The sequence below is a fragment of the Pseudomonas sp. GL_090 genome (genome assembly GCF_057837765.1).
In genome coordinates this window covers 5681390-5695107 of the sequence record NZ_CM174452.1, presented here as the reverse complement: position 1 = coordinate 5695107, position 13718 = coordinate 5681390, and the positions used below count along the sequence as shown (strand labels likewise).

The 13718-nt window shown below is 63.0% G+C and carries 10 protein-coding genes; 4 read left to right on the top strand and 6 right to left on the bottom strand.

Translation table 11 applies throughout. The features are described from left to right. The first annotated feature begins 213 nt into the window (after window positions 1-213). Complete coding sequence (locus tag AC3ITA_RS25720; protein WP_489278722.1) at window positions 214-2343, top strand: mechanosensitive ion channel family protein; 2130 nt, start codon at window positions 214-216, stop codon at window positions 2341-2343. Between the two features lie 118 nt (window positions 2344-2461). Here the strand turns inward: AC3ITA_RS25720 and AC3ITA_RS25715 are convergent, their stop codons facing one another. Next, complete coding sequence (locus AC3ITA_RS25715; RefSeq protein ID WP_489278720.1) at window positions 2462-6769, bottom strand: Lhr family helicase; 4308 nt, start codon at window positions 6767-6769, stop codon at window positions 2462-2464. A gap of 306 nt (window positions 6770-7075) precedes the next feature. Between AC3ITA_RS25715 and AC3ITA_RS25710 the strand changes: the two genes are divergently transcribed. After that, complete coding sequence (locus AC3ITA_RS25710) at window positions 7076-7960, top strand: sugar nucleotide-binding protein (RefSeq protein ID WP_095941931.1); 885 nt, start codon at window positions 7076-7078, stop codon at window positions 7958-7960. After that, a complete protein-coding gene (locus tag AC3ITA_RS25705; RefSeq protein ID WP_489278718.1) occupies window positions 7953-8882 on the top strand; it encodes an NAD-dependent epimerase/dehydratase family protein in 930 nt (309 codons plus the stop codon). The genes AC3ITA_RS25710 and AC3ITA_RS25705 overlap by 8 nt, the downstream gene beginning before the upstream one ends. A 183-nt stretch (window positions 8883-9065) precedes the next feature. Here the strand turns inward: AC3ITA_RS25705 and AC3ITA_RS25700 are convergent, their stop codons facing one another. The 5 genes from AC3ITA_RS25700 to AC3ITA_RS25680 form a co-directional block, all read right to left on the bottom strand. Continuing rightward, window positions 9066-9764, bottom strand: a complete 699-nt coding sequence (locus AC3ITA_RS25700; RefSeq protein ID WP_095941933.1) for an OmpW/AlkL family protein — start codon at window positions 9762-9764, stop codon at window positions 9066-9068. 220 nt (window positions 9765-9984) lie between these two features. After that, entirely contained in the window at window positions 9985-10503 is a 519-nt protein-coding gene (locus tag AC3ITA_RS25695) for a DUF3299 domain-containing protein (protein WP_150673789.1), read from the bottom strand. Between the two features lie 11 nt (window positions 10504-10514). Continuing rightward, entirely contained in the window at window positions 10515-11780 is a 1266-nt protein-coding gene (locus AC3ITA_RS25690) for an ABC transporter permease (protein WP_489278716.1), read from the bottom strand. 1 nt (window position 11781) lies between these two features. Then, window positions 11782-12492 carry an ABC transporter ATP-binding protein gene (locus AC3ITA_RS25685; protein ID WP_489278715.1) on the bottom strand — a complete coding sequence of 237 codons (711 nt, stop codon included), beginning with the start codon at window positions 12490-12492 and terminating at the stop codon, window positions 11782-11784. 130 nt (window positions 12493-12622) lie between these two features. Further along, entirely contained in the window at window positions 12623-13213 is a 591-nt protein-coding gene (locus tag AC3ITA_RS25680) for a DUF2796 domain-containing protein (protein WP_489278714.1), read from the bottom strand. Window positions 13214-13347: 134 nt separating this feature from the next. On the opposite strand from AC3ITA_RS25680, the gene AC3ITA_RS25675 reads away from it, so the two are divergent. Continuing rightward, complete coding sequence (locus AC3ITA_RS25675; protein ID WP_095941937.1) at window positions 13348-13686, top strand: hypothetical protein; 339 nt, start codon at window positions 13348-13350, stop codon at window positions 13684-13686. The last annotated feature ends 32 nt before the right edge of the window (window positions 13687-13718 follow it).

Here is a 13718-nt window from a genome sequence, read left to right as displayed (position 1 = left end):
TGACTACGAGGCTGCGGCGAAAGTTTCGATGGCGCTACGGACGGTCCCCCGCTCCCCGGTCATTCAGAAAAATACTGGATGGGGCATTTGATATTTGCGCCCAAGGCAAATATCGCGAGCACGAGTGCTAGTCTGTGCCGAGGGGGCCATATCCGAACTTGCCCGGCATTTCTCGATCAGTTCCATACAGACACAGCCAAAGGAGCGGGTGCTTTGATCAGGCTCAAGACCGCGATACTGCTGGGAGCGTTGCTGTTTGTGGGCGGCGAGCAACTGGAAGCCGCCGCGATACCGGGGCTGCCCGCCACCGCGACCGCCGCGACGCCGCCGGCACACCCCGAACCGCTGGTGCAAGGCGGGTTACTGGGGGCCATCAGTACAAGCATCGACGAGGTCCAGACCAAACTCGATCTCAACGAAAACCTCGTCGACGTCTGGCGTCTGCGTGCCGGCCTCGCGGTCGATGAAGTGGATCAGTTGGTCAATCAGCCTTCGGCCCGTTCGCCCTGGAGCGTCGCCGGCGATTTCCTGTTGCTGACCTGCGTGTGGACGGTGGTGTTTGCCTGTCTTTGGCTGCTCGGGCGGATGGCCGCCAGGCGCCTGTGCGAGCATCGTCTGCTGCTCAGTCGTGAACGGGGCCAGGCGTTGCTCGGTTATGTGCTGCCCTACACCCTTGCGGCGGTGATCAGTCTGCCGTTGACGATTTATGCCAGCCAGTTTTTGCCGATATCGGCGGGACGGGCGCTGGCGCTGTGTCTGGCTTATGCCGCCAGCGCGGGGATATTTGCCGGGTCATTGGTGCTGTCGCTGGTAGTGGTGTTCAATGCCGGGCACAAGCGGCGGGCGGTGCAGATCATTCGCGACAAGAGTCCCCGCCCCTTGTTCGCTATCGGCTTTCTGGTGGCATTGAGCGATGCCCTGACCAGTCCGCAGATCGCCCATCAACTGGGCAACAATCTCACCGGCAGCATCGCTGTGTTCACCGGGTTGGCAGCGTCGATGTCCTTCGGTTTGCTGGTGATCCGCATGCGCCGCCCGGTCGCCCATGTGATCCGTATTTTGCCGCTGGCCCAGCGCCTCAGGCAGCCGGCGTTGCGTGAAACCCTGCGGATATTTTCCGGGCTCTGGTATTGGCCGATTCTGTTGATGGTACTGGTTTCGATCATCAACCTGATCGGCGCAGGGGTGGACAATCAGAGAGTACTGCGCAGCGCCTTGTTCACCACGGTGTTGCTGATTGCCACGGTGTTTCTCAGCACCACGCTGCATCATTTGTTCAAGGCCCGCAGCGAAGCGGACCTGCGCCGCAGCGGCGCTTACAAGGAGCGTTTTCTCAACCTGTCCCATGCTTTGTTGCGCATCGGCATGGCCATCGTGTTCATCGATATCCTCGGGCGGATCTGGGGCGTGTCGCTGTTCGAATTCGCGGTGAGCAATGCCGTGGGCCGGGCGATCAGTGATTCCCTGAGCCATATCGGTCTGATCCTGCTGGTGACCTGGATGGTCTGGGTGGTGCTCGACACGGCGATTCAGGAAGCACTGAAGCCACCGACCAACAAGCGCTCGGCGCGCCAGCCGAGTACGCGGGTGAAAACCATCCTGCCGCTGTTGCGCAACGCGATCAAAATCATCCTGGTGGTGATTTGCGCGATCACCACCATGGCCAACCTGGGGATCAACGTCGCGCCGTTCCTGGCCGGTGCCGGGGTCATCGGCCTGGCGATCGGTTTCGGTTCCCAGCAACTGGTGCAGGACGTGATTACCGGGCTGTTCATCATCATCGAAGACACCCTGTCCATCGGTGACTGGGTGGTGCTCGATTCCGGTCACGCAGGCACCGTCGAAGGCCTGACCATCCGCACCTTGCGCCTGCGCGACGGCAAGGGATTCGTGCACTCGGTGCCGTTCGGGCAGATCAAGGCCGTGACCAACCAATCGCGGCAATTCGCCTATGCGTTTTTCTCGGTGCAATTTACCTACGATACCGATGTCGACAAGGCCATCGAACTGATCCGCGAGGCCGGGCATTCCATCAGTAACGATCCCTTCCTGCGCTACAACCTGCAAGGGCCGCTGGATGTGTTTGGCGTCGACAGGATGGACCTCAACGGTGTGGTGCTGACCGCGCAATTTCGCACGGTGTCCGGTGGTCAATACGCGGTGAGCCGGGCCTTCAACCAGCGTTTGAAAAAGCTTGTGGATAACTGCCCGTGGGTGAACTTCGCGCAGACTTATCCACAGCAGGCGCTGGTTCCGAGGCATCCGGTCGAGCCGCTACCCGAGGCGGGGCATGAGCCGGATCACTCGGCGGTGCTGATGCCGGATCGGCCACGGTCTCAATAGTTTTTTTGGCTGCTCTGGCCTCATCGCGAGCAGGCTCGCTCCTACAGGGGGATTTGTGAACGACACAGATCAATTGTAGGAGTGAGCCCTGCTCGCGATGAAGCCCGATAAAACACCCTCAATACCGGATCAGTTTGCTGCGCACTTCAGCACTCATCTGCTGATCCAGCTCCCCCCAGAACTGCTGCTTGCCAGCAATCTCGGCAGCCACCGGCAATCCATCGCGATACACCAGCCGATTGCTCGCCAGTGCCGGGACTTTCGCGCCGGGCAACAGCGTGCCGGCGAGGTTCAGCGGATCGACCCCGCACACCGCGACCAGGCTGCCGTCATGGGGCCGACGCCGCACCTCGCGCAGTAATGGAATCGCCTCGGGCAGGGCGAATTGCTCGCCCGCCAGGCCGCTGACAAAGCGCCCACCGCGTATCTCGCCGCGTGCCTCCAGGCGATGGAACGTACGCAGCAGTTCACGCCAGCTCGGCAGCCAGTCCGCTTCACGTTCCAGCAAGCGCCAGAACACCACGCCGTAGCGGCGCAGCAAGGTCATGGCGATGTGTTCAAGGGTTTCGGCAGGCGTCCGTTGGTTTTGCACCACCGGCTCGGCAGGCACGCGTCGCAACAAAGCCCAGCGCCCGGCGTCGTCCATGCCACCGATGAATGCCCCGCGCCCACGCCGGCTGTTGCGCGGCTGGCGCTTGCTGGCCGGGGTGATCAGTGCGCGCAACCCGGCGAAGCTGTCGGCGTTCACCAACCCCGCGCCCACCAGTTCCTGCAGGGCGATTTCCAGCTCCGAACGCAGCAAATGGGCCTCATGGATCAGCTCATCGAAAAACAGCGCGCCATGCTGGACGAGGGCCGCGTGGACCTTTTGCGTTTTCGGCGAGAGTTCGCTGACTGGCGTCTGTTCGGTCAAGCCGCTCCAGAGGCCGACCCGGTTGCGCGGCAGCAAAACGATCGGCGTGCTGCGCAGGGCGGTGCTGGCGCTTTTGCTGTGCGCAGTCAGGCGCGTCCACACCAGTCTGCCGCTGCGGCACAACTCATCCAGCCAGGTCGCCGAGTAGTCCTTGATCCGCGCCGGCAGGATGTTGCTGTCCCAGGCTGAAGCGGCAGCGGGGTAGCCTTCGAATTGCGCAATGACGGTCGGCAAAACCGCCGCGCCCTGACCCTGGCTTGCGCTCGAGACATGCTGCCAGTCGAACAGGAATCGCATGAAATCCTGCAACGCCACCGGTTCGATTTCCCGGCGCAGGCGCTTGACCGTATAGCGGTGAATCCGCGCCAGCAAATGCCGCTCGCACCATTCTTCCCGGCTGGTGCCCGGGGTGAAGCGGCCGCGTAGCACGTAGCCTTCGCGTTCCAGTTGCGCCAGGGCCTGGTTGATCTGTGCAGCAGGCAAGCCGAGAGGTTCGGCAATACGATCGAGCGCCAGCGGCCCGAAGGCGCTGAGCCGCGCGCGGATCAGTTCGAGGATGGCCTCTTCGGGATCCCAGACCTCGTCGAAGTCCGGCAGCGCTTGCAGCGATGGTATCAATTCGGCCTGTGGATAGATCGCCCGCAGGCAGGTCAAGCGCTCCAGTGCCAGCCACAACGATTGCCCGGCGTTGATCTGCAAGCGGCTCGCGCGTCCGCTGTCGGCCAGGGTCGTGAGCCAGTCGAGCCACTGCGGATTGGCGCCGGCTTCGGCATCGGTGATGCACGCTAGGCTCATCAAGGCCTCGTGCATTTCATCGCCACCGGAGGGCGCTGGCCAGGCTTCGTCGCGCACGGCGGCAATCGCCTCGGTATCCAGGGCACCGAGATCGTCGGTGGATTGCGGGTCGCTCCAGCGGCGGTTGAGTACGGCTTGAGTGCGGCGTTCCTCCAGTGGCGCATCGTCGAGAAAGGTGTAGGGGCGGGCGCTGAGAATCTCCGCCGCCAGCGGCGAAGGCGCCGGCAAGTCGCGGCTGATCAGGCGAATGTCACCGTGTTCCATGCGCCGCAACAAGGCCAGCCAGCCTTCAGTGTCCATGGCGTCGTGCAGGCAATCGTCGAGGGTTTGCTCTACCAGTGGATGGTCGGGAATCTCCCGTTCGCCGGCGAGGTTTTCCACGCAGGCAATCTGATCGGGAAACACGCTGGCGATCAGGTCTTCGCTTTTCATCCGCTGGATCTGCGGCGGGACTTTGCGCCCGCCGCTGTAGCGCGGCAGGGCCAGGGCCACACCGGCATTCCAGCGCCAGCGTACACCGAACAGCGGCGCGTCGAGCACGGCCTGGATCAGTATGTGTTCGGCACTGTTGCTGTGCAGGTAGCGCCAGACGTCGTCCAGTTCAAAACTGTGGCTGGTGGACAGCGACAGCACGATGGCGTCTTCGCTGGCGGCAGCCTGCAATTCGAAGTTGAAGGTGCGGCAGAAACGCTTGCGCAGGGCCAGGCCCCAGGCGCGGTTGATGCGGCTGCCGAACGGCGTGTGAATGACCAGTTGGGTGCCGCCGGACTCGTCAAAAAAGCGCTCCATCAGCAGCGTGTCTTGCGATGGCAGGGCGCCCAGCGTTTGCCGCGCGCGGGCCAGGTAATCCACCAGTTGTTCGGCGCTGGCGAGGTTCAGGCCCAGGGTTTCGGTCAGCCAGTCGAGCGCTGGCTGCAAGTTGCCCGGTGCGGCACCCAGCAGGTCGTCGAGTTGTGCCTGCAAGCGCGCCACTGCCGCGGACAACTCGGCGCTGCGCCCCGGTGCTTCACCGAGCCAGAACGGAATGGTCGGCGGCTGGCCCTGGGCGTCCTCGACCCGGACCTTGCCGGTTTCCACCCGCAGGATCCGATAGGACGTGTTGCCCAGCTGGAAGATATCCCCGGCAATGCTTTCCACCGCGAAGTCTTCGTTGATGGTGCCGATGTTCAGCCCTTGAGGCTCCAGCAGCACGCTGTAGTCGGCGTTGTCCGGAATGGTCCCGCCACTGGTCACCGCCGTCAGTTTCGCGCCCCGGCGACCGCGCAGGGTGCGGCTCACGGCGTCGCGGTGCAGGTAGGCGCTGCGGATGCCCTGACGGCCGTTGTAACCCTCGGCGAGCATGTGCAGCAGCGCCAGGTAGTGTTTGTCGTCGAGTGCGGCGTAGGGCGAGGCGCGGCGCAGCATCTCCAGCAGCGCTTGCTCCGGCCATTCCTGACAACTGACCTCGGCGATGATCTGCTGCGCCAGCACGTCCAGCGGCGCTTGCGGGATCAGCAAGGTATCGAGTTCGCCCCGGCGCACGCAGTCGAGCAGCGCGGCGCATTCAATCAGGTCGTCGCGGGTGGTGGCGAACAAACGCCCCTTGGGCGTGCCGCCGACCTGGTGCCCGGAACGGCCGACCCGTTGCAGAAACCCGGCAATCGAGCGCGGCGAGGCGATCTGGCACACCAGGTCGACGTCGCCGATGTCGATCCCCAGCTCCAGCGACGCCGTGGCGATCAGCACTTGCAGGTCGCCGCGCTTGAGTCGCTGCTCGGCATCCAGGCGAAATTCCTTGGCCAGGCTGCCATGGTGGGCCGCCACGGCATCCTTGCCCAGACGCTCGCTCAGGTGCCGGCTCAGGCGTTCGGCCAGGCGCCGGGTGTTGACGAAAATCAGTGTGGTCCGGTGTTCCCGGGCCAAGGCAGCGAGGCGGTCGTACACCCGTTCCCAGACATCGTTGGCCATCACGGCCGATAGCGGCACGGGCGGCACTTCGATGTCCAGGTCGCGGGGGCGGGCGTGGCCGATGTCGACGATCTCGCACGGACGGTCGCGACCGACCAGGAAGCGCGAGACGGCTTCGATGGGCTTTTGCGTGGCCGACAGACCGATGCGCAGCAGCGGCTCCGGGCAGAGGGCTTGCAGGCGTTCAAGGCTCAGTGCCAGGTGGCTGCCGCGTTTGCTGGCGGCCATGGCGTGGATCTCGTCGACGATCACCGTTTGTACGGTGCCGAGCATCTGCCTGCCGGAATCGGAGCCGAGCAGCACATACAGGGATTCCGGCGTGGTCACCAGAATGTGTGGCGCCGTTTTGCGCATTGCTGATCGGTCTTTTTGCGGTGTATCGCCGGTGCGCACGGCGGTGCTGATCTGCAGTTCGGGCAGGCCCATCATGCGCAATTGCTCGGTAATGCCGGCCAGCGGGTTTTGCAGGTTGATCCGGATGTCGTTGGACAGCGCCTTGAGCGGCGAGACGTAGACCACCAGGGTGGCGTCGGGCAAGCCTTCCGGGGTTTCCAGGCCGCGATGCACCAGGTCGTCGATGACAGCGAGAAAGGCGGTGAGGGTCTTGCCGGAACCGGTGGGCGCGGCGACCAGGGTCGAGCGGCGCTGGCGGATCAACGGCCACGCCCGGGCCTGGGCGGCGGTGACCGCTGCGAACGTGTGGCTGAACCAGGCGCTGACGGCAGGGTGGAAGCCGCTCAGGGCACTGTCTGCGGGGATGGGCAGGTTCATGCAGCAATTTATGCGGGTGGGAACGGGAAGTTGCAAGTACCGCTCAAGACCTTCGCTGGTCTTCAGGGCCTCTTCGCGAGCAGGCTCGCTCCCACAGAGGGGTGGTGAACACAAATCCTTTGTGGGAGCGAGCCTGCTCGCGAAGAGGCCAGAGACAGCACCACAAATCCAGGGCATCTACACTTTACGGGTGACGGTTGCGCACTAAACCCGCAAAATGCAACGATTCCGGCAATTACCAACGACATCGCCTGGGGGCGATGTCGATAAAGCCATTGTTTCAATCAGACTGGGCCTGCTGACTCTATGCGAATGCGCCTTATGTTACTGGGCGGCGGAAATGCCCTTGGGCAGGCGCTGATTCGCCTCGGTGCGGAGGAAGACATCGGCTTCCTCGCCCCCCGCCCGCCCGAAGACGGCTGGGATGCCGCGAGCCTGACACAACTGCTCGACGACACCCGTCCCGATGCATTGATCAACCTTGCCTATTACTTCGACTGGTTTCAGGCCGAGGCGGTGAGCGAACAGCGTCTGGCCAGCCAGGAGCGTGCGATCGAGCGTCTGGCGGAACTGTGCCAGCACCACAACATCGTGCTGCTGCAACCTTCCAGCTATCGCGTGTTCGACGGCTCCCGTGCCACCGCCTACAGCGAAAAAGACGAACCGGTGCCTTTGGGCCTGCGCGGTCAGGCGTTGTGGCGAATCGAACAAAGCGTTCGCGCCACCTGCCCGCAACACGTGCTGTTGCGTTTCGGCTGGCTGCTGGACGACAGCCCGGATGGCACCCTTGGCCGCTTCCTCGCCCGTGCCGAACAACCTGAAGAATTGCTGATGGCCGACGACCGGCGCGGCAATCCGACGCCGGTCGACGATGCCGCCCGTGTGATCATTTCTGTGCTCAAACAACTCGATTGCGCCGCGCCGCTGTGGGGCACCTACCACTACGCCGGGCATGAGGCGACCACGCCGCTGGCGCTGGGGCAGGCGATTCTGACCGAAGCCCGCAGCCTGCATCCGCTGGCCATCGAAGCCCCGACCGCCCAGGCCCACGCCGCGCGTCCGGATGCCGCCGAAGAACCGCAACACGCGGTCTTGGCCTGCAAGAAAATTCTGCACACCTTCGGGATCAAACCGCGCGCCTGGCGTGCGGCGCTTCCCGGTCTACTGGACAGGTTCTATCGCCATGGCTGACGGCCCCGTTTTGATCACCGGTGGTGCCGGTTTCATTGGTTCACACCTGACCGACGCGCTGCTTGCCAAGGGCCATGCAGTGCGGATTCTCGATGATCTGTCCACCGGCAAGCGCAGCAATCTGCCGCTGGACAATCCCAGGGTCGAACTGATCGTCGGCGACGTGGCCGATGCGGCTTTGGTTGCCCGGGCGATGTCCGGATGCAGCGCCGTGGCGCATCTGGCCGCCGTGGCTTCGGTGCAGGCCTCGGTGGACGATCCGGTGCGCACACACCAGAGCAACTTCATCGGCACGCTGAACGTCTGCGAAGCCATGCGCCAGGCCGGGGTCAAACGCGTGCTGTTTGCCTCCAGTGCGGCGGTGTATGGCAACAATGGCGAAGGTGAGTCGATCGACGAGGACACGCCCAAGGCGCCCCTGACGCCTTACGCGGTGGACAAGCTGGCCAGCGAGCATTACTTCGACTTTTACCGCCGCCAGCATGGTCTGGAACCGGTGATTTTCCGCTTCTTCAACATCTTCGGCCCGCGCCAGGATCCGTCCTCGCCGTACTCCGGGGTGATCAGCATTTTCAGCGAGCGCGCACTCAAGGGCTTGCCGATCACGGTGTTTGGCGATGGCGAGCAGACCCGGGATTTTGTCTACGTCGAAGACCTGGTCGACTTGCTGGTGCAGGCCATCGAAATGCCCCAGGTCGAAGTCGGTGCGGTCAACGTTGGCTGGAACCAGGCGACGACCCTTAAGCAAATGCTCGAAGCGCTCGAAACCGTGGTTGGCAAGTTGCCACCGGTGAGCTACGGCCCGGCGCGCTCCGGTGACATTCGTCATTCCCGGGCGAATAACCGGCGCCTGTTGGAGCGCTTCAGTACCACGGAGCAGACATCGATGCGCGTGGGGCTGGCGCGGTTGCTGGGGCGATAGATCGCTTCCATGCGGACATGAAAAAGGCGCCTTTTTACAGGCGCCTTTTTCACGGCCGGAATTTACCTGATGCAGGTAGATTCCCTGTGGCGAGGGGGCTTCCCCCGTTCGACTACAAAGCAGTCGCCGTCAGTATTTAGTCTGTTCGCCACCAAGCCTCATTCACCACCACGTGAACGTTCTTTAGAACTTGTAACCCAGGCCCACCATGTAGATGAACGGGTCTACATCGACGTCCACACGTGCCCGGGTACCTGGGGCAATCGAGTTGTTCTCGACGGTGGCGCGGGTATCGATGTCGATGTAGCGCACCTGGGCGTTGATCATGATGTTGTCGGTCAACATGTAGTCAGCACCGACCTGCCACGCCAGGCCCCAGGAGTTTTCCGCCTTGAAGTTGCTGAAACCGGCGGACTGCGCCTGGCTGCCTACGTGTTCGTCGTAGATATAGGTGTAGTTGATGCCACCGCCGACGTACGGCTGGAAGGCCGACTTCGGATCCAGCGGGTAGTACACCAGGCTCAAGGTCGGCGGCAGGTGCTTGAGGGTGCCGAGTTTGCCGTTGGCCGCGCTCAGGGCCGTGCCCTTGAGTTTCACGTCATGCTCGAACGGTGTGGCTGCCAGCAACTCGATACCCAGGTGGTTGGTGAGCATGTAGGCGAAGTTCAAGCCCAGTTGCGTGTCGCTGCTCAGTGTCGCCTTGCCACCCAGGTCGGCACCTGCGAGCGGGCCTTGATCGACCTTGACGCTGGAGCTGTCGGCTTGCGGGTTGACGGTGATTGCACCGGCGCGAAGGAGAATGTCGCCGGCCTCAAAGGCATGGGCGAGCGGGGCTGCGAGCGCGAGGGCAACCAGCGAAGCGCTGAGCATGGACTTGTTCATGGGGGCTCCAAAGGACGTTAAAAGTGTTCGATGTCCAATGGTAAGCCGGCTAACTATCCGGTCTTTTGATGCAGCTCAATGAAAGTGGGGCGGGAGTGATTTTTTTGGTGTTTTTGATGGCCTCATCGCGAGCAAGCTCGCTCCTACAAGGGGACGCGATTATCTGTAGGAGCGAGCCTGCTCGCGATACTGACTATCAAGCAACGCATGACCACCGGACTCACTCCGGCAATTCATACAGGTAAATCTTGTCCGCCTCCATCTGATACCCGGCATCGGCCAACTCGCTGGTGGACGCCTTGACCTGCAGTGCGCCTTCGATCCAGTACGGCTGATACAACTCGTCGAGCTTCACGCCGACTTCGCTCTTGACGTGCACGATCTGGTTCGACGGCGGTGGCGGCACATGGATGCAGGCGCCGAAATACGGCACCAGCAGAAACTCCGTGGTGCGGCCTTCCTCGCTCACTTCCAGCGGCACGATGTAGCCTGGCAAGCGAATGTTCTGGCCATCGAGGGCCTTGACCACCGGTGCGTTGGGCAGGTCCTGCCTGGCTGCTGGTGCCGACTCTGCCGAGAGCGTGCTGCTCATCTGCGACAGATCGTGCAGCGGCGTCATGTTCGGCACTTCTTTCGGGGCGTCGGGCGGGATCATCTCCGACCAGGTCAGGTCTTTCGGCTGGGCCGCCCACAGGGGCAGGGCGACCAGCATCAACAGCGCAAGTACAGCGCGGGGCATTTTCAACGTCCTCATAAACGGATCGACAGGCCATCGGCCAGGGATTGGCGATAGGCGCGCCAGGCCGGCACGCTGCCCATCAGCAGCGCGGCGATCAGGATGCCACCGAGCAGCGTCCACTCATACTCGCTCGGCCAGGACAGCGGCAGGAACAGGCCGTAGTTGGCTTGCACATAGGCCTGGGCCGCGGCGATGCACACATACAGCAACGCCACGCCGGCGATCACGCCCGACAGCGCCAGGGCAAAGGCTTCGAGTACCAACAGCGTCGCGATGTGCCAGGGGCGCGCGCCCACCGAGCGCAGGATCGCCATTTCCCGGCGGCGCTCGTTGAGGCTGGTAAGAATCGCCGTGAGCATGCCGATCAACCCGGTCAGCACCACAAACAGCGAGACCACGAACAGCGCTTTTTCCGCAGTGCCCATCAGACTCCACAGCTCTTGCAACGCCACGCCCGGCAGGATCGCCAACATCGGCTCGCCACGGAATTCGTTGATTTCCCGTTGCAGGGCAAAGGTCGAAATCTTGTTGTTGAGGCCGAGCATGAACGCGGTGATCGCTTGCGGCGTGAGGTCCATGTTGCGCGCCTGGTCGGCGGTGATGCGCCCCTCACCCCGGGCCGGCACGCCGTTGTGCCAGTCGATGTGAATCGCTTCCATGCCACCGAGGCTGATGTGCAGCGTGCGGTCCACCGGCGTGCCGGTGCGCTTGAGAATGCCGACCACGGTGAACGGTTTGTCGTCATGCTTGACCAGGCTGATCGCCGCGACGCCGTGGGCCAGCACCAGTTTGTCGCCGAGTTTGTAGTGCAGTGCATCGGCCACTTCGGCACCGAGCACCACTTCGAACGGGTCGGTTTCGAAGGCGCGGCCATCGCTCAATTGCAGGTGTTGCTGGCGGCCGTACTGGTAGTGCTCGAAGTAGGCTTCGGTGGTGCCCATCACCCGGTAACCGCGATGGGAGTCACCAAGGGACATCGGGATCGCCCACTTCACTTTCGGGTTGCTGGCGAAGTGTTCGAAGCTGTCCCAGCGGATGTTGTTGGTGGCGTTGCCGATGCGGAACACCGAGTACAGCAACAGATTCACCGAGCCTGAGCGGGCGCCGACGATCAGGTCGGTGCCGCTGATGGTGCTGGCGAAACTGGCCTTGGCTTCGGTGCGCACGCGCTCCACTGCCAGCAACAGGCACACCGACAGGGCAATGGCGAATGCGGTGAGGATCGCGGTGAAGCGGCGGTTAGCCAGGCTGGCGATGGCTAGACGAAACAGATACATCTCAGACCTCGGACGGGGTAGCGGCGCGATTGAGTTCGGCCAGCGACAGGTTGTGGTCGAACAGCGGCGCCAGGCTCTGGTCGTGGCTGACGAACAACAGGCTCGACCCGGCTTCGCGGCACTCGGCGAACAGCAGGCGAATGAAGTTCTCGCGGGCGTCGTAATCGAGGGCCGAGGTCGGCTCGTCGGCAATCACCAGTTCCGGTTGACCGATCAGCGCGCGGGCGGCGGCGACCCGTTGCTGCTGGCCGATGGACAGCGAGTCGGCGCGGCGACCGAGGATGTTTTCATCCTTCAAACCCAGGTGGGCGAGCAGCGTGGCGGCGGCTTTGTCGACGCTGCCGTGGCGTTGTTTCGCCCGTTCGGCGCGCAGTTTCGAGAAGTGGCAGGGCAGTTCGACGTTTTCACGCACCGACAGAAACGGCAGCAGGTTGAACTGCTGAAAGATGTAGCCGGTGTGATCGACGCGGAAGTGGTCGCGGGCACCGGCCGAGAGTTGCGTCAGTTCCCGGCCGAGCAGGCGGATGCTGCCGCGATCAGGCTTTTGCACGCCGCCGAGCAGGCCGAGCAGTGTGGTTTTGCCGCTGCCGCTGGGGCCTTTGAGGAACAGGGTTTCCCCGCGCTCCAGGCGAAACGCCGGGATGTCCAGCAGCGGCGGGTGACCGGGCCAACTGAAGCCCAGGTCGGACAGTTCGATGAGTGCTTGGGTCATGTGAAACCGGTCTGGTTGGTGGTGAACCCCTGTAGGAGCGAGCCTGCTCGCGATGGTGTATCAGTCGATACCAATGTATCTGACACGCCTTCGCGAGCAGGCTCGCTCCTACAGGGGATCTTCGGTGGATTCAGAATTTCAGGCTGGCAGCCTTGGCCGTCACATCAACCCCTTGCTGCCCGCTCGGGCCGATCAGTTGTACCTGAATTTTCTGGGTGGCCGGGAAGCGGGTGAAAATATTCGCCAGGTCCAGCGACTTCAGTGCCGCCGGCGTGGCGCAGGTGAACTGAAAGCGGGCGTGGATTTCGCTGTGATCATCGTGATGTTCGTGGCCGTCTTCGTCTTTGGCGTCTTCATCGTGATCATCGTCGGCATCGGGCTTGTCGCCGAACAGCGGGCTTTCCAGTTCCTGGTTCTCCACCACGCAACCGGCGGCTTTCGGCAGGTTGAACAAGGCCAGTGGTTGCTCGAGCAGAGCACGCACGGCGGCGACTTTGGCTTTGTCTGCATCGCTGGTGGCGACGTGCTCGAAACCCACCAGGTTCATGGCCGGGCTTTCCAGTTCCAGCTCCAGGGTCTTGCCGTCCAGCGCCGCATTGAGGCGTCCCACGCCATGTTCATGGGCATCCAGGCTGCCATGCTCATGATCGTGTTCGTCGGCGGCATGGGCGACAGCCAATGGCAACATGGCAAACGGCAGGGCGAGAAGCAGGCGACGCATGGCGAGTCTCCGAAAAGTAAAATGAAGAAAATGTTATGTAATCTTATAACGTAAGTGCGGAGAGTTTGACTGCCTGCTTGGCGTTGCACAAGTCCCATGGGAGCATGTCGGGAAGAAATGTGCGGGAGCAGACTATGTTGCGAATTCGCGGAAGCATCGGCGACTGGCCGGTGGATCTGACCCTGGAGATGGACGACGCGGACTGGGCGCGACTGGGGGCGCAGTTGCAGGTGGAAAAGTCCCCGGCCAACGTGCCGGCGGCAAAACCGCTGAATCAGGATGATGCGCTGTGGCAGATCGCCAGGGATCTGCTGCGCAAGGCCGGGCAGCTCAGCGGGCCGGACCTGCTCGATCAGTTGGAAGGATTGACCGGCAGTGCGGCGGCGGGCAAGCGCCTGCTGGTGCGTTTGCGCCATAGTCCCGAGGTGAAGGTGGTGAGCGGCGGGGATACACCGATCTATAGCTGGTTGTAGGAGCGAGCTTGCTCGCGAGAGATGCCAAAGCG